This is a genomic window from Blautia sp. An249, assembly GCF_002159835.1.
Classification (GTDB): domain Bacteria; phylum Bacillota; class Clostridia; order Lachnospirales; family Lachnospiraceae; genus Blautia_A; species Blautia_A avistercoris.
This window is the reverse complement of sequence record NZ_NFJL01000024.1, coordinates 18,783-39,888: the sequence shown is the minus strand read 5'-3', so window position 1 is coordinate 39,888 and position 21,106 is coordinate 18,783. Positions and strand designations below refer to the sequence as shown.

The 21,106-nt window shown below is 43.9% G+C and carries 17 protein-coding genes; 16 read left to right on the top strand and 1 reads right to left on the bottom strand.

Annotated features, from left to right (window positions below; genetic code table 11):
• The first annotated feature begins 3 nt into the window (after positions 1-3).
• From B5F53_RS16975 to B5F53_RS16940, 8 genes are all read left to right on the top strand, one after another.
• Positions 4-3,948, top strand: a complete 3,945-nt coding sequence (locus tag B5F53_RS16975; RefSeq protein ID WP_242970358.1) for a serine-rich protein — start codon at positions 4-6, stop codon at positions 3,946-3,948.
• A 150-nt stretch (positions 3,949-4,098) separates the two neighbouring features.
• Positions 4,099-4,620 carry a methyltransferase family protein gene (locus B5F53_RS16970; protein ID WP_087225968.1) on the top strand — a complete coding sequence of 174 codons (522 nt, stop codon included), beginning with the start codon at positions 4,099-4,101 and terminating at the stop codon, positions 4,618-4,620.
• A gap of 21 nt (positions 4,621-4,641) precedes the next feature.
• On the top strand, positions 4,642-4,965 hold the full coding sequence (locus B5F53_RS16965) for a hypothetical protein (RefSeq protein ID WP_087225964.1): 324 nt from the start codon (positions 4,642-4,644) through the stop codon (positions 4,963-4,965).
• Positions 4,966-4,990: 25 nt separating this feature from the next.
• Positions 4,991-5,590 carry an alpha/beta hydrolase gene (locus B5F53_RS16960; protein WP_087225961.1) on the top strand — a complete coding sequence of 200 codons (600 nt, stop codon included), beginning with the start codon at positions 4,991-4,993 and terminating at the stop codon, positions 5,588-5,590.
• A 48-nt stretch (positions 5,591-5,638) separates the two neighbouring features.
• Complete coding sequence (locus tag B5F53_RS16955; RefSeq protein ID WP_087225958.1) at positions 5,639-6,076, top strand: hypothetical protein; 438 nt, start codon at positions 5,639-5,641, stop codon at positions 6,074-6,076.
• Between the two features lie 66 nt (positions 6,077-6,142).
• Positions 6,143-6,637 carry a hypothetical protein gene (locus tag B5F53_RS20160; RefSeq protein ID WP_204246954.1) on the top strand — a complete coding sequence of 165 codons (495 nt, stop codon included), beginning with the start codon at positions 6,143-6,145 and terminating at the stop codon, positions 6,635-6,637.
• A 124-nt stretch (positions 6,638-6,761) separates the two neighbouring features.
• Positions 6,762-7,544, top strand: a complete 783-nt coding sequence (gene ku / locus B5F53_RS16945) for a non-homologous end joining protein Ku (protein WP_087225955.1) — start codon at positions 6,762-6,764, stop codon at positions 7,542-7,544.
• Positions 7,541-8,467, top strand: a complete 927-nt coding sequence (locus B5F53_RS16940; RefSeq protein ID WP_087225952.1) for an ATP-dependent DNA ligase — start codon at positions 7,541-7,543, stop codon at positions 8,465-8,467. Before ku ends, B5F53_RS16940 begins: the two co-directional genes overlap by 4 nt.
• Positions 8,468-8,585: 118 nt before the next feature.
• On the opposite strand, the gene B5F53_RS16935 is transcribed toward B5F53_RS16940, so the two are convergent.
• A complete protein-coding gene (locus tag B5F53_RS16935; protein WP_087225949.1) occupies positions 8,586-9,101 on the bottom strand; it encodes a hypothetical protein in 516 nt (171 codons plus the stop codon).
• 295 nt (positions 9,102-9,396) lie between these two features.
• On the opposite strand from B5F53_RS16935, the gene B5F53_RS16930 reads away from it, so the two are divergent.
• From B5F53_RS16930 to B5F53_RS16895, 8 genes are all read left to right on the top strand, one after another.
• Positions 9,397-10,098 (top strand): response regulator transcription factor, encoded by a 702-nt coding sequence (locus B5F53_RS16930; RefSeq protein WP_087225946.1) that lies wholly within the window; start codon positions 9,397-9,399, stop codon positions 10,096-10,098.
• A gap of 2 nt (positions 10,099-10,100) precedes the next feature.
• Complete coding sequence (locus tag B5F53_RS16925) at positions 10,101-11,024, top strand: sensor histidine kinase (RefSeq protein WP_087225943.1); 924 nt, start codon at positions 10,101-10,103, stop codon at positions 11,022-11,024.
• A 341-nt stretch (positions 11,025-11,365) separates the two neighbouring features.
• The gene (locus tag B5F53_RS16920) at positions 11,366-11,857 is read left to right on the top strand and encodes a hypothetical protein (protein ID WP_087225940.1); all 492 of its coding nucleotides are present in this window, start codon (positions 11,366-11,368) and stop codon (positions 11,855-11,857) included.
• A 384-nt stretch (positions 11,858-12,241) separates the two neighbouring features.
• Positions 12,242-16,615 carry a SpaA isopeptide-forming pilin-related protein gene (locus B5F53_RS16915; RefSeq protein ID WP_087225937.1) on the top strand — a complete coding sequence of 1,458 codons (4,374 nt, stop codon included), beginning with the start codon at positions 12,242-12,244 and terminating at the stop codon, positions 16,613-16,615.
• Positions 16,605-17,366, top strand: coding sequence for a class B sortase (locus B5F53_RS16910; RefSeq protein ID WP_087225933.1), 762 nt, complete (start codon positions 16,605-16,607; stop codon positions 17,364-17,366). The genes B5F53_RS16915 and B5F53_RS16910 overlap by 11 nt, the downstream gene beginning before the upstream one ends.
• Before the next feature lie 121 nt (positions 17,367-17,487).
• Positions 17,488-18,294 (top strand): RcpC/CpaB family pilus assembly protein, encoded by an 807-nt coding sequence (locus B5F53_RS16905; RefSeq protein WP_087225930.1) that lies wholly within the window; start codon positions 17,488-17,490, stop codon positions 18,292-18,294.
• A gap of 9 nt (positions 18,295-18,303) precedes the next feature.
• Positions 18,304-19,770 carry an AAA family ATPase gene (locus tag B5F53_RS16900; protein WP_087225927.1) on the top strand — a complete coding sequence of 489 codons (1,467 nt, stop codon included), beginning with the start codon at positions 18,304-18,306 and terminating at the stop codon, positions 19,768-19,770.
• Entirely contained in the window at positions 19,771-21,099 is a 1,329-nt protein-coding gene (locus tag B5F53_RS16895) for a CpaF family protein (RefSeq protein WP_087225924.1), read from the top strand.
• Positions 21,100-21,106 lie beyond the last annotated feature (7 nt).

The window sequence follows — 21,106 nt, the reverse complement described above, 5'->3', positions numbered from 1 at the left end:
GAGATGTTATCTGTTTATGATTTGAAGCGTATCTTGGGAAGAGGTGCCCAGCCTGCCGCAGATGATATACGGATTATAGATTCATGGGCGGAATATAAAGAAGATGAGCGCTGCCCGGTAGAAGAAAGAAAACTGGAGTATCTGTGCTATGAGATGGAAGTAATGAATCCGGATACGGGAGAAAGGAAAAAGCTTTATAAGGCGCTATGCTTTGCCCGGGTGATCCGCCTGCCAAAAGAGGCGAAACAATCCCTCTCTTTGATGGATATGCAGGAGCAGCTGTTAAGTGGTGTCTATGAGCGCAAGTATAATCTGGTCACTGTAATCTGTAATATTATACGTCCAGTGGCGCTGGGATTGTTATTCCTCTATGGTGTCCAGGGAGTTGCATATGACATTGATACAGCGAAAGAGATTGCGCACCGTGATTTCCTGGGGCTTCTTTCGATGCTGCAGGGAACCTACCGGGTACTTGAGATGCGGGTTTTGCAGGCGCAGGAGAGTGAGTGGCTTAGGGAAAAAATGTATGGGATGGAACATATTGCGGCAGTGCGGGGGATTCCAAAAGCAAGCAAAGGAGGGGAGAATGCAGGGAATAAAGGATTTGGAGGGCAGAACTTAAATCCCCAGAGCCAGGGAACTATGGAAGAAATCATTTCGGGAATGAGTGATTTTGAGTATGTGATAGAAGTGCTTTCTTCCCCGGTTCGCCTAGAAACCTTAAAAGCATGGGCATTAAGGACGCAGGATGATATGACGAACTGGAACGACCAGCTTCAAGGTGTGAAATCGGTCAGTATGAATCTGAGTATGCCTATGATGTTTGCTGCCAATCTAGGACAAAGCGAGGGTAGCAGTCATGCGTATACAGATGCGGACAGTGTCAGTTTTTCACAAAATGAAACCTTCAGTACCGGATATGGAGAAAGTGTCGGACAGAGTCTGTCAGAATCAATCAGCCAGAGTTTTGGAAGATCGGAAGGCGCTTCTGTTACAGACTCTTTCTCACGATCCCACAATATTTCGCAGGGAGAATCTATAGGGAGTAGTTTTGGGCAAAATCTCGGCTTAAATGAGGGAATCAGTTCAAATGAAAGTCTTTCAGAAAATGCGGGGATTAATTTTTCACATGGTGAGAATATCAGCGAGTCACTTAGTCATAGCCAGGGAAATTCCTACAATGTAAGCCAGGGGCACAATATCAGTTCTTCGCACAGCATAGGGAACTCACAAAATTTTGGAATCAGTCAGGGGGAATCTTTTGGAGAGTCCACTGGGGTATCGATTGGGAATTCAGTGAGTCATTCTATTGGTGAGAGCTTTTCAGAAAATGTATCGAACAGCCAGAGCCAATCCACTGGGTTTTCCCAGAACAGCAGTGTAAGTAACGGAATGAGTGCCGGGTTTAACACGGGAAACAGCAATAATCAAGGTGTATCTGAATCCGGAAATAATGGTTGGAATGCAGGTGCGTTTGGTTTTGGGTTTAATGGTGGTGAAAGTTCATCAGAAAGCAGTGGCGTAGGCAACAGCACTGGCAGTAGTTTCGGACTGAGTGAAGGGAGCTCGTCCGGGGTTGGTTATACAAATTCCAGCGGTATCGGTTATAGTCACGGATATGGATATGGAAGCAGTGAGAGTGTGGGAAATACGCAGAGTATCGGACAAAGCGCCTCTGTCTCCCATGGAGTAAATATCGGAACCTCCCAGAACTGGGGCGTAAGCGAGAGCTTTGGTGTATCAGAAGGAGAGAGTGTATCTCAGGGATGGGGTGCAAACAGCAGTGTAAGCGAGGGACAGTCATTTGGTGAAAGCGCATCAGAAGGCTGGTCTCAGGGAATTGGCAAAAGTGTTGGGGTTGGTCAGAACCGAAGTGTATCTCAGGGAATGTCTTTGTCAGACAACCTTTCCAGAAATATCGGTGAAAGCTATGGTGAATCCCAGGGACAGTCGTTCGGACGGTCCCAGAGTGTATCAGAAACGCAGGGATACTCCCAGGGACAGGGAAGCAACTGGGGGCAGAACCGGTCTGTTGGACAGTCATTGGGAACTGGCCAGGGGATATCAAACAGTCAGGGAGAATCTGTAGGAAGAACGCTGGCTAAGACAATGGGAACTTCCGGCAGTATGGGGCTGGGGCCCAGCATTGGTTATAACAGGAGTTATCAATGGCTGGATCAGGGCGTAAAAGATATTCTGGAACTGTTGGAGTTCCAGAATGAAAGGATTAAATCTGCTTTAAGAGGGCAGGGTGCATTTTACACTTACGTATATATAGCAACAGAAGATAATGACGCTCTGGAGGCAGCATCAGCACTGGCGAAATCCACTTGGCAGAATGAAAATGCTATGATGTCGCCAGTGCAGGTTATGAACCTGGAACCGGAGGAGCAGAGCCACCTGCTATATCACTTTTCTGCATTTTCTGTAGATGCGTCCAGAATCCGGGTGCATGGTGTAGAAGAGTATAAATACTCAACCGTTCTGCTCCCATCCGAGTATGTGTCTTATACACATCTGCCCAGAATATCTGAGGGTGGTATTTTCGCAGAAGTGGCGGATATTCCGAAGTTCTCAGTACCGAGTATGATGAAAGGGGAGATCTTCCTTGGAAATGTTCTTTCTGCGGAGCGCTATACATTAGAGCAGGGCTATAAAACACCATATGAGTACAGAATGTCAGAGAGTGAGCTGATGCACGGATTTGTATGCGGAGCTTCCAGATCCGGAAAAACAGTGGCAGCTATGCGGCTTGTCGCAGAATTGGCGCATGTCAGGAGAAAGAAAACCGGAAAACGACTGCGGATCGTAGTGATGGACCCTAAGAGAGACTGGAGGGCACTGGCTCGTTTGGTAGAGCCGGAGCGATTGAAATTTAATAGTCTTGGGAACCTGCAGTTCCATCCGTTAAGACTGAATGTATGTAAGATTCCTCATGGAGTGTGGCCTCAGACATGGATTGATGCCATGATTGAGATATACTGCAGAGCTTACGGCCTGTTGGAAAGAGGAAAACAGCTTTTAGGAGAGACATTATACAGCCTATATGATGAAGCCGGCGTGTTCGCAGCCTGTGACCGTCCTGACTGGGCGGATGTTGTCAGTGATTTGTCGGCGCAGGTGACACTGACCAAAGCTTATGAGAGAATGACCTATTTTAAACGAATGCTTGACGATCCGACCAATGCCAAAGGAAGAGCCGGAAATGACACAAGAGATGCTTATGCCCGGCTTTTAGACCGACTGTCTGCGTTTGGAAGAGAATACAGTATAGAGAGGAGACTGTTTGGTTCAGAAGAGGGGATCGGCATTGATGAGTTAATAGGTGACGATGATATCACCATTTTAGAGAGTAAAGGGCTGGAATCTACATTTAAAAATTTTATATTTGGAACGATCGTTTCAGGTTTTTTCCGGTTCGCACTTGCACATGAAGAAGGCTTCTTATCAGAAGATCAGTATGAGACTTGTCTGGTGATCGAGGAGGCCAATGAGGTATTGGTAGGAAATGATATGGCCGGTTCCGGAAGCTCGCTGGTCAGCCTGGGAGGACAGTCTGAATTTGAAAGTGTGTTAGATCAGTCTGCTGGTTATGGACTTTTTGTATTTGCGATTACGCAGAAAATATCGGATCTGCCAAAGAGTGTTATTGCCAACAGTGGAATTATTCTGGCCGGGAAAATGAAAACAGAGGATGATGTAAAAGTCGTGATCCGGTCCATCGCAAGAGAAGAACGATATGAGGACCGTGATATCTTGAAATGGCTGCCGAGATCTCCGATTGGCTGGTTCATCTGTCAGTCATCGAGATGTACAGACTATAAAGATGCAGAGCCGGTGCTGGTCAAAATCGCGAAACTAAATGTCGCTGCCCCCAGTAATGCAGAACTAGATGAAATACTCGCTCAAAGAGACGCAATAAAGAAACTGAAAGAGGTAGCTGGCTGATAATCTGAGGGATATGGATACTGAGATGATAAAAAGAAGAAGGTGCTGCACGTTTTATGGCGGCACCTTCCTCGTATCTGTGATAAAATATTACGGCCAAAGAAATTGTGTGGTATAATGGAGGCGTTTAGACTATGGAGGTGAATCAAAGTGAATGGATTTTTCCTATTGCTTCCCTTTTTAGCGGTGAGATTTGGTCTGCTGGGAGGCTTGAATAAAAATGCGATCCGGCGCGCGGGATATTTTGCGCCATTGCAAGGTAATGAAAAGATTGCATATTATATTTACCAGATTTCTAATATAGGGATGTTCATTTACTTGATTTTCCTGAAGGTGACCGCTGATTTTTCGCTGCAATTTTACACGGGGATAATTTGTTATTTCCTGGGACTTATCTTATGTGCTGTTTCTATTGTGAATTTTTCTGCTCCTGACGATTGTGGGATGAATGTGAATGGGATCTATCGGTTTTCACGTAATCCAATGTACATAGCATATTTTATTTGTTTTATCGGCATGGCATTATTAACACAATCAATTGCACTATTTGCTATCATTTTGGCATTCCAGATTTCAGCGCACTGGATTATTCTCTCAGAAGAAAGATGGTGCATGGAAAAATTTGGAGAGCCATATAAACAGTACATGAAAAAAGTCCGCCGGTATATTTAGCTGTTGAGAGGAGGGCGTGAAATGGGATATTACATAACAGCTTTTACAACTGCATTAAGCGCTTTTTTAGGACTTTGTTTCTCTATACATGCAGTAATAAGAGGGAAGAACCAAGAAAAGACCAATGCTCTATATATGTTTGCAAGAAGTGTGGCGATTGTAGGAATCTCTATTCTTCCATTCATTTATCAGTCTGAGCGATTGCTGTTGATTGCGACGGGGGCAATGCTGATTATACAAATGATAGATGGGATTGCGGGAATATATATAAAAAACCGTATGCGGACAATCGGTCCATTTACTATGGCGTTTATCCATGCTGCCTGCCTGTTGATTTTCTTTTAGATATGGACTTGCGAAAGGAGACAAAATGAAGAAAGGAATTATTTATATACACGGAAAAGGTGGAACTGCCAAGGAGGCAGAACATTACAAACCGCTTTTTGAAGATGCGGATATCATCGGTTTTGATTATAAGGCACAAACTCCCTGGGAGGCAGAGGGGGAATTTGTGCAGTTTTTTGATTCTGTTAGTGAAAAATATGGAACGGTTTCTGTTATTGGAAACAGTATAGGGGCATTTTTTGCTATGACTGCTTTACAGAACAAGCCGGTTGAAACAGCACTGTTCATTTCGCCAGTCGTTAATATGGAAAAACTGATTACTGATATGATGATGTGGGCCAACATAACAGAAGAAGAGCTTTGCGCCCGGGGAGAGATAGAAACAGCTTATGGTGAGACACTATCCTGGGAATATCTTTGCTATGTGAGGGAACACCCTGTTACATGGAATGTTCCGACACGAATTTTATATGGAGAAAAGGACCATTTGACTTCTTATGAAACTATGCTTAGTTTCAGCCGGAAGATCGGCGCAGAACTTACTGTTATGGAAAATGGAGAACACTGGTTTCATACGGAAGAGCAGATGAGATTCCTAGATGACTGGATACGGAATTCGTTTTGACGACTTAGAACTAACAGAAATCAATGCTTGAAGCTGGAGGAGAATGAGATGGAAAAAAAGATATTTGCATGGGAACCCGTGTTTTTTCTGTTTTTCGGCTTGTTTCATTTACATAGGATCTGGGGGATGATCGACAGAAAGACTTATGCAGATTTCTGGCTCGGTATCTTAGAAAACAGAGGAGTGTTCTATTTCATATTGATGGGACTGTTGGCAATCCTTTGTATTGCCGGGGTAATTACTTTTTTTAGAAACCGGAGCAGTAATTACTGGTGGAGATGGATCTATCTGTTTGGCGGCAGTTATGTACTGTTCGATTTATTTGCAATTGCAGTTGGACTGGATTTTTGGAATGAACTTTTGTTATGGATGTTTGATGTGAACTCGCCATATTGGAATATTATATGGGGATTTTTTGTACTTCTCGGAGGGTTCGTGTTTGTATTGGGAATGAAATTGCTGCGTCAAAGCCGAGAGAAGAGCTGATTTTTAAATCATTCGCTATTTTAGTATATGTCATAAAAAAATTTAGGTGTGTAAAGGAGGAGCAGAATGCTTTTGGCAATTGAATGCGCGATTGCTTGTCTAATCTTTTCGGTAACCATATTACCAGCGCAATATAAAAATCCCATTAAATATATAATGTCATACCCGCCGGAAATAAGAAAAAGGGTGGAATCTCTGCCTCAATATAGAGATTCGATTAAAAGCACAGAAAAGAGACATATAATAAAGAAACTTATTGCTGCATTGATATTCGCTATTCTTTTGGCGGCAACTGCTTATTTTTCAGGATCTAAATCTTTCCAAACAGCATTTTTTCATGTCCTGATTCTATTTGCTGCTGTTAATTTCTTTGACGTGTTTGTGTTGGATATAGGTATCTTTTGTCATAGCAAAAAATTAAGAATACCTGGCACTGAAGATATGGATAAGGAATATAAGGATTATCTTTTTCATATTAAAGGCGGTATAAAGGGAATATTGCTGGGCTTTTTTGTTTCACTCTTATCAGCAGGTATTGTTCACGTGATATCCATTGCTTAGATTGTAAGAGAAAATATGCACGGTATCCATTATGTTTCTGCCTTTTCCAAAACCTTTGTTAGCAAGTGAATAGTTTTATAGAAAATATGGACACTAAGAAGAAAAAGACAGAAGAGGTGGAGTTATGGCAGTTGCGCACAAGGGCAGTATATCAATGGGACTTGTTCTGATCCCGGTAGGTTTATACAAAACCACTGTGGACAATGATATTCATTTTAATCAATTGTGCCGGGAAAGCAAGCAGCGAATACAGTATAAAAAGTATTGCAGACATTGTGATACGGAAGTGACAAGTGATGACATAATCAAGGGCTATGAATATGAAAAAGGGAAATACGTGGTTATGACGAATGAGGAGTTGGAGAAGCTGAAAACAAAAAAGGACAAAACGATTCATATCCTTCAGTTTGCCAAGATATCAGAGGTTAACATGACTTATTTTGAAAAAGATTATTACGCTGTTCCGGACTCCGGAGCCGAGAAGGCGTATGAACTTCTCCGCCAGTCTCTTCTGGCTGAGAAGAAAGTGGCAATTGCAAAAACTGTTATGGGAACCAATGAAAAGCTGTTAGTTCTATACCCTACAAAGAACGGGATCATCGTTAAAACACTATTTTATGAGGATGAGATCGCGTCAATGCCGAAGTCCGTTCCGAAGATGAAATTAGATGAGAACGAACTTAATATGGCAAAACTGCTGATCCAAAACATGACAAAACCCTTTGAAGCTGCCGCCTATCGGGACGAGTACCAGGCTCGTCTAAGGGAAGCGATTATGAAGAAAATACAGGGTCAGGAGATTGTTGCGGTGGATTCTGGAGAACCATCGAACGTGATTGATCTTATGGAAGCGCTGCAAAAGAGTCTTGAACTTACCGGCGCACATAAGGAGCAGGGAACTGCATGACGGATTTATTTGAATCCCGGGGAGCGAGCCCTATGCTCATTGCCAGGCAGGAAGAGGCCTTTGATGATCCGAACAGTATCTATGAACTAAAATTGGATGGCATTCGCTGCCTGGCCTATTTTAATGAAGATACAGTCGATCTTCGCAATAAGAGAAATCTTCAGTTGAATGCCAAATTCCCGGAACTAAGAGGAATTTATAAGAACGTATCTGCAAAGTGCATCCTTGATGGCGAAATCGTTGTCCTCAAAAATGGCGTGCCTGATTTCTATGCACTACAAAAACGGACGCTGCTGACGGAACGGTTTAAAATAGAGATGGAGTCCGTCCGTTTCCCGGCGTCCTTTGTTGCTTTTGACTGTATTTATGCTGATGGTAAAGAATTAATATGGGAACCGCTGACAGTGCGGAAACAGATTTTAACCGGATTGGTGAAAGAGTCGGGCAGGATTGCTGTATCCAGATATATAGAAGAAAAAGGCACGGCTCTTTATCGCGCGGCGGAACAACAGGAATTAGAGGGGATTGTTGCAAAAAAGAAGGATAGCATATATGTAATGGGAAAGCGCAGCCGGGATTGGATTAAATGTAAAAGAATGGCTGATGAAGATTTCATTGTGGCAGGCTATATACGAAAAGGAAAGCATATATTTACTTTAATTTTGGCCAAATACAGAGAAGGCGTTCTGGTTTATAAAGGGCATGTAACTGCCGGCGTGACAGAGGATGCGGTGGCAGAGCTTTCGGAAGTGTCCCGTAACCCATTTTATCTGCTCCCGGCAGGCAATCAAGGAGCTGTCTGGGTAAAGCAGGATCATGTATGTATAGTAGAATATATGCCGAATACAAAGCAGGCGCTGCGACAACCGGTATTTAAAGGATTCCGGAACGATGTGTATCCGGAAGAAGTGGTCACACAGTAAACAGGAGAATGATTTAAGATGTAAAGAGGGACCGTTTCGAGACTATTTGTCTCTTTCTAACGGTCCCTGTATATTATGCTACTTCCGGCTTCTCAATACACTCAGATATTTGCTCTTCCTAAACGTGGTGAACTTTATATATGAGAATGCAAGTTCCTTTTATGTTCGGATCTCGGACTTTACCTTCAGAGGGGATGTATTCTTTCTTAGATCTTGAGCCTGTGTGCAAACCGCTCATATAGGGAAATGCGGAGTTCCTGAAAAAATCATACTTCGCCCAGTAAGTGTTCATGTAGGGATTCTGTTTTTCTTTGGCCTTTTGGATTGCCTCCCATTCGCTAAGAAGCTTTTTCTCTGCATCTGTTGGCTCTCGCAATCCAGGGCTGTATACTTTCAGATAGTCGCCATCATAATTGATAAGGCTTGCCCTGGGGATGGATAATTCACTTATCGCTCCAGACTGGTTGACCAGCTTGATCCCGACTGTGTTTACTTCGGACACCTCTCGAATTCCCCGGAGACGTTCAGGGATAGCTTCACCAGTTTTTCCGTACCGTTCGATCATTTCAAACTTTATTTTCTGTCCTTTTGCTTCTCGCCTCAGTTCTGCCAGGGAAAACACCTTGTTTTTCATCTGCAATACCTCCATTGAACAATATTCTTGTCGTTTGTCTTTGTTTCTTGAAAAACTATGGCTCTTTGTGCATAACCGCTTTCACTCCTTTCGTCAATCTCTCTTCGATAGCAATATGAAATAGGTTATAGCGGATTAGTAATAAGAACTGCATTTTCAAAAACATATTAACAAATGACGTCCTTGGAAAATTTATTCTGTAAGTTGAATTCTACAGAAAAAGCAAGTAAAATCTAATCTGTAGCGAAAACACTGAAAGTAAAATAATCAGCAAACCGAGAAAAGAGGCGAATGCATGAATACGATACTGATTATAGATGATGACAGGGAGCTTTGTGCTCTGATGAGAAAATGCGTAGAGAAAGAGAACTTTTCTGCGTTAGTGGCTTACGGCGGAAGAGAAGGGCTTGAGATGGCGGCAGAATGGAAAGAAAGCTGTTCCCTGATTATCCTGGATGTGATGATGCCGGATCTGGATGGTTTTCAGGTACTGCAGAAAATCCGTGAGAAAAGTAATGTTCCGGTGCTGATGCTGACAGCAAAAAGCGATGAGGAGGACAAGATTTCCGGTCTGCGCATGGGTGCAGATGACTATTTAACAAAACCTTTCAGTATTAATGAACTGATGGCCCGTATCAATTCCCTGATCCGGCGCTATACGACCTTAAATCCCGTGACCGGAAGCGAAGCCGCCACCATGCTGCTGAAAGATATGGTGATAGATAAAGTCAATCGGATGGTGACTGTCCGAAATATCCCAATAGAACTGACAGGCAAAGAATTTGACCTGCTTGTGTTCCTGGCGTCTAACAAGGGCCGCGTCTTCACCAAAAAACAGATTTATACGCAGGTGTGGGAAGAGGAATACGCCTTTGACGATAGCAACATTATGTCTTTTATCAGTAAATTACGCAAGAAAATCGAGCCAAATCCGGAACAGCCGTTTTACATTCAGACTGTCCGGGGCGTGGGATATCGGTTCAACAAGGAGGCATAGACATGGATATGACTCTTTTTTTGCTATTACTTCTTGTGGCTGCTGCAGCTGTAATTGGATATCTGCTGACAAAGCTGCACCGTGTCCGTGGTCAGCTCTCTCTAATTAAAGACGCCCTGACAGATATAAAGGCCGGGAACCTGAACCGCCGTGTACTGGCGCGGGAGAGTGACCTGACCCTGCAGATCTGCTATGATATTAACGAGATCGCCATGGACAGCCAGTCACGTCTTATCCGGCAGAAGCAGTCCGAGCAGGCATACAAGCGCCTGATGACGAGCCTCTCCCATGATGTGAAAACCCCGCTTGCCTCTTTAGTTGGCTATTTGGAAGCAGTAGAAAGCAAAATGGTAACGGGAGCCGAACAGGAAGAATATATTCACGTGGCTGCGGAAAAAGCTTACCATTTGAAAGAGTTTGTGACAGCCCTGTTTGAATGGGTGAAACTGGATGCAGGAGAGCAGGTTTTTCATTTTGAAGTCTGCGACCTGAACGAATTAGCCCGGAACATCATGGCTGACTGGGTGCCCATATTGGAAAACAGTGGTTTCAGTTATGAGATTGCCATTCCTGAAGCAGAGTATATGACACGGGTTGACGCTACCGCTTTTACGCGTGTTTTCAATAATCTGCTTCAGAATATTCTTACACACAGCGGGGGAAACCAGGTGTCCGTGACCGTAACAGATATGGGGCAGCAGGCAAAAATCATTGTTGCTGACAACGGAAAGGGGATTGCCCCGTCGGACCTGCCGCACATCTTTGAGAGGATGTACCAATGTGACCATTCCCGGTCTGCCAAAGGAAACGGGCTGGGGCTTTCCATTGCAAAAGAACTGGTAAACATCCATAATGGCAGTATTACGGCAGCCAGCGTCCCAGACGCTGGTACAACATTTACAATCATTTTTCCAAAAGCTCTGTGACTGCACAGGGCTTTTTTAAATAATTCAAAGCAAGGTTAAAGCAAGATTTCGGCAAGGTTATGGCAAGGTTCGCACCTTATAATAAAATCATTCAACGGAAGAGGCTTGACAGAATAGGCGCTTCTGCACTGTCAATGAAACAAAGGTGACGATTGCAAAAAGATCATTGCGTTTGCGGCCAGTATATTGCTGTATCTGTTGCTGTGCATGGCTTCCTTGGCACAGCTAAGTTTTAATTTTTACTTATGGGTCCTTTCGGCATATTAACTATGAAGTGATTGATGACGGATGGAGAAAATCAATCCAGGAATTCTTATGAATATGCAGAGAGGAGAATAACGATGGTTAAAGAGTATAGCAGGAATAAGAGTGTCCGTATATCAGGAGGAAAGAAGGAGATTGATGCAGCCGAAAAGATGCTGGATTCTATCTCGGATATAGACGAAGAAATTCCTCAGTTTTATACAAAAAGGGAAGGTGATGTCCGGCTTCAGATTCAGGATGCTATGGAGAAGTTTTCTGTAAAAGCTTCAATCCTTGTCAATGGAAATACCGTGTATCCGTACTCCGTGATTATCAAGGAATACCGAAGACTGAAGAAGTCAGGAAAGCTGGAGAGGATGACAAATCGCTTTTACGATTTCCTCATGAATTTCGATATAGCTCATTATTCTAAAAATGGCTATATAGATTATTATGGTAATGATTTTGGTGAAATGTATGATCAGGTTCTGGCGCACGCGGACACACCAAGATGGCATACAGATGTTCAGAGAATTCTGGATACGATATGGGCAGAGTACAAAGGTGTAACAGACGATATGGCTGCCTGAAAGGGAGGGAATCCAACGCAATATGCTGCTGGGTTCCCATTCTTTTTGCAAAAATTTCTATTTTTATAGAAATTTAATGAATTCTAAATGATATAGACAGGTTTCTCACAGGTTTTAGACAGATTAGGGATGTATAATAATAAAATTGCATATTTTTAGGGAATCTAAAATACATGTTGTCTCTTGTAAAAAGCCTTAATGCCTTTTTTCTGGGGGTTATTCGACTGATCTGTTTTTAGCTTCAACTTCTTTCATATTTAAGAATAGCAAAGGAGGTGGAGAAAGAAACAGATAAACAGACTGTTCCGTTCTCAAATATAGAAATGGGATCAGTGGGAACAGGCTGGCAGAACAAATTGTTTGGCAGAAGAAAGGAGAACATGTATGAAAAGCGTGAAGCTAAAAAGAGTGACCACTTTTTTCCTTGCGTTTGCAATAGGCGTCCTGCCGTGCTTATCAAATGTGGCATATGCAGCAGAAGGCGACGGGATTGAACCAAAAAACAGAAACGTGGAAGCAACAGATATTACAAAGGATATTTCTGACAAGGACTTCAAGGCGGAAACCTGCATGGAAGGTATCCAATTTGATGAGGAAAGAGAAACTGTAACGCTGTCAGAAATAACCGGGGAGGATGGAAGCGAATACAAGCCGGATCAGCCGGGTACATATTATGCAAAATATCTGGTCGTTCCAAAAGACGGCAGTGAGATCTACACCATTGAGCGGAGGATTACATTAACCGATTCAGAGGGACAGGCTCACGATGAGTCCAATGGCGGGGATAAGCAAAAGGAAGATACCGGTGGCGATGCAGAAGAGGATTCGCATACGGATGAACAGCAGAAAGAAGAACAGCAGACAGAAACAAAAGAACAGGAAAATACTGCAGAAGAATCTACACAGAAAGCAGATGTAGAGATTACGAGTCTTGATCCAGAGCAGTCTGAAAAAGAACTGGAGCAGCTGGAGGAAGATATCGAAAACGGAAATGTGCTTATGATGTCTGCGGCGGACGGCCTTGTAACCCGCGCAAGAGAGACTGTGCAGCTGGTACAGGGAGATCGAATCAATTACCCGTCTTATCTGGGAAGCTACTCTACATGCTGGTTTTATGTGAATGGCAAATTGGCTTACTGCCTGGAATCCCATAAAACCTCTCCTCCGACGGGAGACTATGTGGCAGATGTGTTGGAGTCCAATAAGACATTGCAAAAGGTTTTATATTATGGATACGGTGGCGCCGGGGATATAACAGGTTCCTATCTGGCCGGGAAATCAGCCGAAGAAAAATATGTATATACCCATCTTGCCGCATCTTACGCTTATGCGGGGGATCTTGCCTTCACAGGCTGCCCTTATGAGAACCTTGTAGCTGCGGGGGTGATTGATTATATTAATCATCTTACATCTTTGGAGGAGCCGCCAAAAGGCGAGCTGAGTTTGTCCAGCACAAATGTAAATGCAGTCAGAGAAGGCGATACGCAGAAAACACCGGATATCAAACTAAATGGAGACCATCGGAACTATATATCCATTAAGCTTCCGGAGGGAGTAACAGGATACAACAAGACAAAAGGGACCAATACAACAGGCGGCAGCTTAAAAGTATATGGTGGAGACACCTTTTATCTGAAAGCGCCGTTAACAGTGACAGGGAATTTTGAAAGCGGATCTCTGTACGGATCAATCCGGGAAAGCTGGAAGACATTGGTACTTGATTCCACTGGATCAGGAAATCAGGCGATTGGTGCATTTATATCAGAGTCAGCGGGACCGGTATCATTTAAGGTAAAGTGGCTAAACCTTGCACGGGTTCAGATCGTAAAGAAAGATGCGGAAACAAAGAATCCGTTAGACGGGGCAGTTTATGGTGTCTATAAAGATAGTGCATGCACGGATCTGGTAACGCAGATTTCTGCAACTGGCGAGGACGGAACAATTTACAGCGATTATTTTGACGCCGGCTTGAAAACGGTGTATGTGAAAGAAATTAAAGCACCTGTAAACTATGCCATTAATAAGACGGTATATCCGGTAAAAGTTACTGCTGGTGCAACCGTAAAGGTAGAAGCAGAGGACAAACCGGTTAAGGGCAAGATTACAGTGAATAAGGAGGATGTTGATACACAGGGATTTGTCAGCCAGGGAGATGCAGATCTGAAAGGTGCTGTATACGGCTTATATGCAAAAGAAGATATACAGAAACCGGATGGAACGGGCGTGCTTCACAAAAAGGGCAGTTTAATCCAGCAGAAGACATTCGGGGAAAGCGGAGAAATTGTTTTCTCGGATGTGTATCTGGGAGCCATGTATGTAAAAGAAATTACAGCGCCAACGGGATATCAGCTTGATAAGACAGAATATGACGCTACATTAACCTATGAAGGTCAGGAAAAAGAAATTGTATTGAAAGAACTGACTGTATATGAAAAAGTAATGCGTCAGGCATTCCAGATCATCAAAATAAGCGAGGATGGAGAGCAGACGGAAGTAGATCTGGTAAAAGGTGCTGAGTTTACGGTTTATTTGATCAGTGAACTGTCAGAAGTGAAAGACGGCAGCCTCAAGCCTTCTAATGGCGTCAGCTATACCGCAGAAGATTTTATTGCATATGATTTTACGGATGAGAAGGTAGCAACATATTATGAAGACGGTGAAAAATTGGAAGTACCGGTACTTATCACAGATGAAAAGGGATACGCAAAGAGCGTGGAACTGCCGTATGGACAATATGTGTGCGTAGAAACCAAAACTCCGGAAAATCTGAAACAGGTAAATCCGTTTGTGGTTACGGTGGATCACGATGACAGGGAGCCTCAGCAGTGGAGAGTCTTTGATGACCGTCCGTTTGAATTCCTGCTGAAGATTATTAAAAAGGATGCGCAGACCAACCGGCCGGTATTAGAAAAATCCGCAACCTATAAAGTATGGGACTGCGAAAAAGAGGAATATGTTGAGCAGGTGATTAATTATCCGGAGAAAACTAAAATTTCCGAGTTTTCTACAAATGATGAAGGATATCTTGTACTGCCGCAACCTTTGAAAGCAGGACATTACCGCATTGAAGAAATCAAAGCACCGGATTCTTATGTAAGGCAGGGGTATGAAGAAAGTCTGACCCATGATGGCGAAGAAGTATCCAAGCTGGAGATTACAGGTTCCGGAACCTATGAAAAGGATGCTGCGCAGGCAATTGAACTGGTAATCAATTCAGATACGCCACATCAGATTGATCCGGATACAGGAGCTTATATTGTCGAGGTTGTTCAATACAATGACGAGCAGGTAGGCAGCCTGACACTCAAAAAGGTTGGAGAACAGCTGACGGAAGTCAAAGGGGAATCTCTTCTTGAGAAAGCGGCTGGGTTCTTTAGAGGAATTAAAGACGCGGTGACAGGTACAGAATCTGAGGATACCGGAGTATTCAAGGATTTTGTGTATGAGGAGATGGGTGTCGAAGGTGCAGCTTTTGAATTATACGCAAAAGATACCATTTATTCCCCTGATAATGCAGTTGATGAAAACGGCGACCGTATCATCCGGTACGAAAAGGATGATCTTGTAACAACTCTGATAACAGACGAAGAGGGGATCGCAAAGGTCAATAACCTTCCGCTTGGAAGCTACTATCTGAAAGAGACAACAGCGGGCGAGCATTTTGTTCTTAATCCGGAGCAGAAAGAATTCACACTGACAGCAGAAAATGATACAGTCGCAGTTGTCTATGAGAATGTGGAATACAAAAACGAACGCCAGAAAATTGATATTTCCGTGCTCAAGAAAGATGCTGTGTCGAAAGAGTCTGTTGCAGGAGCTGTATTTGGACTGTATGCAGGAGAAGATATTGAGAACAGCAAGGGTGAAGTCATAATTGAAAAAGATACTCTTATCGAGCAGGCAGTCTCCGGAGAAGATGGCAGGGCAGCATTTGAGAGTGATCTCTGGCATGGAAAATACTATGTCAAAGAGGAACAGGCAGCGCCGGGATATCTGCCATGTGAAGAAATCTGGGAGATAAATGCGGATTACGCAGACCAGAATGAAGAGGTGATTACTCTTGAAAAGGAGATTGAAAACCAGCCAACAGAAACACATTTCCAGAAAACAGATATCGTGACTGGTGATCCGATAGACGGCGCCCATCTTCAGATTATTGATAAAGACGGCGAAGTTGTAAGGGAATGGACGACTAAGGCGGATGAGGCGGAACACATCGAATATGCACTTCCGGAAGGAGACTACATTTTACGCGAGGAGACCGCTCCGTATGCGGATGGCTATGTGACAGCAGAGGAAGTTAAGTTTTCCGTAAAGGAAGATGGAAGCATTGAAAAAGTAAAGATGGAGGATGACATCTCGAAAGTCGATATTTCTAAAACGGATCTGACAACCGGGGAGGAACTGGAGGGGGCTACTCTTCAGATTCTCGATAAAGATGGAAATGTGCTGGAAGAATGGGTAACGAACGGAGAGCCTCACCGGATTGAACGTCTTCCCGTCGGTGAAGAGTTAATCCTGAAAGAAACTGCAGCACCGGATGGATATGAAATTGCAGAAGAGGTTACATTTGTCGTTGAAGATACCATGGAAGTCCAGAAGGTTGAGATGAAAGACGCCAGAACACCGGCTGTACCAAAGACAGGCGACAATCCACTGCTTCCGTTAGCACTGGCAGGTGTTTGCGGTGCATCTGTACTGGGAATCGTTATCATTGCGCTCAGCAGAAAAAAGAGCAGAAAAGACCATGCGGAATAAGGTGTTGAAAATTTTACAGGTAGTTCTTGCACTGATATTTTGTATTAGTGCAGGAATCCTGTGCAAACAACTACTATTGGACCGTCTGCAGAATCAAAGCGAGACAAGAGAATTAAAGCATACATTTCTGGACGAGGAGCAAGATACTGAGGATCAGGGAGAGAAGGCGGAGGAACTGCCGGAAGATGTCGCGCTTGTGGATCTCGACGCGTTAAAGAAAGATTATCCGGACATTCAGGCGTGGATTACGATACCGGATACAATGATTGATTATCCGGTTATGCAAAGTACAGAGAAAGATCCTCAATATTACTTGCGGAGAAATTACAAAAAAGAGTGGGACATTAACGGAAGCTTGTTTTTTCAATGGAACTGCAAAGTTCCAGAAGGAGAAAACTTGATCATTTATGGCCACAATATGAATTCCGGCGTTCAGTTTGGCAATCTGGATTTATACTTGGACGCTGACTATGAACGCTCGCACTCCCGGATTTTCCTGCAGACACTGGAGGGAATGGAGGTTTTCCGGATTATGGCTGTCCTGAAAGCTGATGTGGATATGTTTCCATTTCAACAGGTGAATTTCAGTGAGGATCATACTCTTGACGACTATATCCAAAAGGCCCGCCAGATGAGCCTGTATGAGATTGAAGAATTGACAGAAGAAGAGCCGCAGGTTCTGACATTGATAACCTGCGCATATGACTGGCGGGAGGCCCGGCTGATTATCGTCGCGGTTCGAGAACCATAAATGCAAAATAGGCAGATCCTTGAGATTCTGCCTATTTTCCGTAGAGGGGTGGAATGGAAAATGAAAGAACTTCTTTCATATTTAAAGTGGAAACAAAAATGAAAGGAGATTACGAATATTTATGAAGATTACAACCAACAAAAGGATTCTCTGGGTACTTGCAGCAGCAGTTGCGCTCTGTATCATCTCGGCAGCTGGGATTTATATGTTTCTGGCACCGCAGCGTGGGACGGTATATGTCTTTCGGGAGGATTATACGGCGGGAACACAGGTAACAAAAGAGCAGCTGATGCCTATCGAAGTAGATGCGACCATCATAGAGATGGGAGAAGCGGCAGACATCAGTGAACAGTATGTGACGGCAGAAGAATATTCGGAAGTGTTGCAGAATGCTGGCGTGCTGCGCTATGACGTAGCCAGGGGAACCGCATTGATGAAGAGTATGCTGACCGGATATGGCGGGAGCAAGGTAGAGATGGCGATGAAGCCCAGTTCAATAGCGATTACTGTTCCAAGCAACTATCTTTCTGCTGTGACAAACGAGTTAGAGAGCGGTGCTTATGTGAATGTGTATGCCAGCTACGAAAATGGACAGACATCATTGATCCTGCAGAATATCCGTGTTCTGACGGCACCAAAGGTAGACGGTGTCCTCTCCGGTGTAACGCTGGAGGTAGACCATGAGCAGTCCTTGAAATTGGTACATGCCATGAGTTATGGAGAGATTACTTTCGGTCTGGTAAATGGGCAGGGGTATCAGTACACCATCGAGGATCAGCCATCTTATGATGCTGGCGGATTTATTGTAGGTGCGGAAACAGCGTCAGAGAATTCCGTGGAAATTCCGGCTGAACCAGAGAATGAAACGCAAACTGCAGACCAGCCGGCAGCCGAAGAAAAAACTGCAGACCAGACAGCGGGGGAATGAGGTGAAAAAATGAAACACTATGTCATTTGTGATAAACGAGCGGACTTTATCCATGATGTAAAAATGCGTGCTCTGCTGGATGAACAGGACTGCACGATTACGGAAATTACAGATCCAGCAGGATATCGGGAGAGAGGTAAGGCCTCTCCGGATCAATTCCTGATTGTCTGTGAGAATATGCTGGAATCGCTGCCCGGTGATTTTGTAAAGCAGAACAAAACTTCCCATGTCTTTGGCTACAGTATTACAGCGGCAGGACGCGAGAAATTTGAGGAGAGAAATATTCCCTTCTTAGGGAAGATTAATAGTTCGTCTCAGCTTCTGAGTATGCTCGTAGGAATGCCGGACGGAAGAGCAGATGAAAATCCAGGAGATGATCTGCCCGAGGAGGCATCTGGCAAGTCTGCGGAGTTCAGGGAGATGGATACTGAGACCGGAAATGATTTTTCCGCATGGAAAGAGTCTATACATACAGGAAAGACGTATAAACAGACGGAAGGCAGCGGAGAAGGCGAAAGAAGCAGAGTGGAGACTATTTTAAGCCTTAGAGATGAGCGGGTAAGGAAAGAGACAGAATTGCTGTCTGCAAAAGAAGAAACAACACGCTATCGGGAGCAAGCTGTAGTTGTGGCCATTGCCTCAACAAAGGGAGGCGTGGGGAAAACGACAATCGCTACTCAGTTATCCTGCTGTCTTGCACTCACCAGTTATGGACGGGGGAGATTCCAGACCTGCCTTGTGGATTTTGATACCAGTTTTGGTGATGTATGTACTTCTTTGGATTGTGATATGAATGGTGTCAATATCGTTACATGGATAAAAGATATCAGGCTGCGTGTCAAGAATGGAGAAGAACTGCAGGAAATCTGTTATCAGAAAGATGAAATCCGTGCCTTTCTTCAACAGAAAGAGGATACACAGCTATATGTGCTCCCGGCACCGCAGAAACATACAGAAAGCCTGGATATCAGTTCCGAGGAGCTGGAGGTAATCATGCGTAATTTGAAGGATTACGGTGGATTTGATTTTGTTCTCTATGATACGGGAAATGACCTGAAGGATACGACACTTCTGGCAATGGAATTGGCGGATTATGTGCTGCTTATTGTAACACAGGACATCTCATGTGCCCATTGTCTGGACATGATGTTGTATACACTGGAGTCTGTACATTTTGATATGCGCAAACTTCGTTTGGTCATCAATAATATCATGTCGGCAAAGGCTACCGGGATCGCTGTTTCGGAGTTGGAAGAGAGTTTTGCTTATCCATGCTGGGCAAAGATTAAGCATGATCCGCTGGTTGTTCGGAAAAACAACTATGGCAGTCCGGTTGTCTTTTCAGCTGCTCATGATATGACAAAGCAGCTTCGGAATGTGGTGAAGCAACTGAGTGAAACAGAGGAAATTCTACAGCCGGAGGAGCCAAAAAAGACTCTGTGGCAGAAATTATTCCCGAAGAAAGGAGCAAGATAGATGTCATTGTTAACAGAGAGAATCCGAAAGGATGTAGAGAAAAAGAATCGCGCGGCCCGAAGTGTTGAAAGCGTAGCTGTTCATCCGACTGCAACGGAGCAGGAGATGGCAGATCAGGTAATCCAGACGGTATCAGAACAGTTCAAAGAAGAAATCTCTAAGTCGGGGTTGTCAGAGGATGTACAGAAAAAAATCCGAGAATATGTAAAAGGGGAGATTTTTAAGATTCCGGTAAACGACTATACGGTAAAAGCTCGAATTGAGAAAGTCGTATTGTCCAGCATTATAGGGCTTGGTCCGATTGATTCCTTTTTACATGATCCGGAAATCACAGAGATTATTGTTCAGCGATTTAACCATATTTCGATTGAACGGAATGGTCTTGTGGAGCAGACAGACGCTGAATTTGTAAGTGAAGAGCACCTGATGACAGTTATAAACCGGATTATCCAGCCGGTTGGGAGACAAATTAATCTGCACACGCCATTGGTTGACGCAAGATTAAAAGACGGCTCCCGTGTAAACAGTACGATTCCGCCCATATCGCCAGACGGAGCCACACTTACGATACGACGCTTCCCGGAAAAAGCATATACGGGGGAGGACTATCTTGCGTTCCATAGCCTGGACGAAAAAATGCTGTATTTTTTAATGAAGGCTGTAGAGGGGAAAGCCAGCACTATCGTCTCAGGGGGAACTGGCAGCGGAAAAACTACATTATTAAATATGCTTTTGCTTGGAATTCCGGAAAATGAGCTGGTGGTAACGATTGAAGACAGCTGTGAGCTGAAGCATAACCGCAGTAATATCAGGCGGTTGGAAGCAAGAATCGCATCTGCTGAGCTGGGTATTATGTCAGTATCTGTACGAGCGTTGGTAAAAAATGCGCTTCGTATGAGACCTGATCGGATTATCGTTGGGGAAATCCGTGATGAAACGATTGTGGATATGGTCAGCGCCATGTCTACCGGGCATGAGGGGAGCCTTTCTACGGTCCATGCCAATTCACCAACAAATCTGATCAATGCGCGAATGCCCATACTGTATTCCATGTATGGAGACAGTGCATTTACACCGGAAGCCCAGGCGATCCAGTTATCAGAAGCATTGGATCTGATTGTACATGTTTCCCGTATGGTGGATGGAACCAGAAAGATCACGCATATTACCCATGTGGCGGGCCTGGAGCAGCGCCGGTTAAAGCTGCAGGATATTTTTGTATATCGGGATGGAAAGTTCCAGGCGACAGGATACATACCGAAAAAACTGCTGGAAAAGATGAAAAACAACAAGGTTACTGTAGATGAGTCAATTTTCAACAGAATGTAGGAGGTGT

Coding starts and splice junctions, on each gene's coding strand:
- B5F53_RS16975 (WP_242970358.1), top strand. CDS start 4: ATGTTATCTGTTTATGATTTGAAGCGTATCTTGGGAAGAGGTGCCCAG.
- B5F53_RS16965 (WP_087225964.1), top strand. CDS start 4,642: ATGGGATATTACATAACAGCTTTTACAACTGCATTAAGCGCTTTTTTA.
- B5F53_RS16960 (WP_087225961.1), top strand. CDS start 4,991: ATGAAGAAAGGAATTATTTATATACACGGAAAAGGTGGAACTGCCAAG.
- B5F53_RS16955 (WP_087225958.1), top strand. CDS start 5,639: ATGGAAAAAAAGATATTTGCATGGGAACCCGTGTTTTTTCTGTTTTTC.
- B5F53_RS20160 (WP_204246954.1), top strand. CDS start 6,143: ATGCTTTTGGCAATTGAATGCGCGATTGCTTGTCTAATCTTTTCGGTA.
- ku (WP_087225955.1), top strand. CDS start 6,762: ATGGCAGTTGCGCACAAGGGCAGTATATCAATGGGACTTGTTCTGATC.
- B5F53_RS16940 (WP_087225952.1), top strand. CDS start 7,541: ATGACGGATTTATTTGAATCCCGGGGAGCGAGCCCTATGCTCATTGCC.
- B5F53_RS16935 (WP_087225949.1), bottom strand. CDS start 9,101: ATGAAAAACAAGGTGTTTTCCCTGGCAGAACTGAGGCGAGAAGCAAAA.
- B5F53_RS16930 (WP_087225946.1), top strand. CDS start 9,397: ATGAATACGATACTGATTATAGATGATGACAGGGAGCTTTGTGCTCTG.
- B5F53_RS16925 (WP_087225943.1), top strand. CDS start 10,101: ATGGATATGACTCTTTTTTTGCTATTACTTCTTGTGGCTGCTGCAGCT.
- B5F53_RS16920 (WP_087225940.1), top strand. CDS start 11,366: ATGGTTAAAGAGTATAGCAGGAATAAGAGTGTCCGTATATCAGGAGGA.
- B5F53_RS16915 (WP_087225937.1), top strand. CDS start 12,242: ATGAAAAGCGTGAAGCTAAAAAGAGTGACCACTTTTTTCCTTGCGTTT.
- B5F53_RS16910 (WP_087225933.1), top strand. CDS start 16,605: ATGCGGAATAAGGTGTTGAAAATTTTACAGGTAGTTCTTGCACTGATA.
- B5F53_RS16905 (WP_087225930.1), top strand. CDS start 17,488: ATGAAGATTACAACCAACAAAAGGATTCTCTGGGTACTTGCAGCAGCA.
- B5F53_RS16900 (WP_087225927.1), top strand. CDS start 18,304: ATGAAACACTATGTCATTTGTGATAAACGAGCGGACTTTATCCATGAT.
- B5F53_RS16895 (WP_087225924.1), top strand. CDS start 19,771: ATGTCATTGTTAACAGAGAGAATCCGAAAGGATGTAGAGAAAAAGAAT.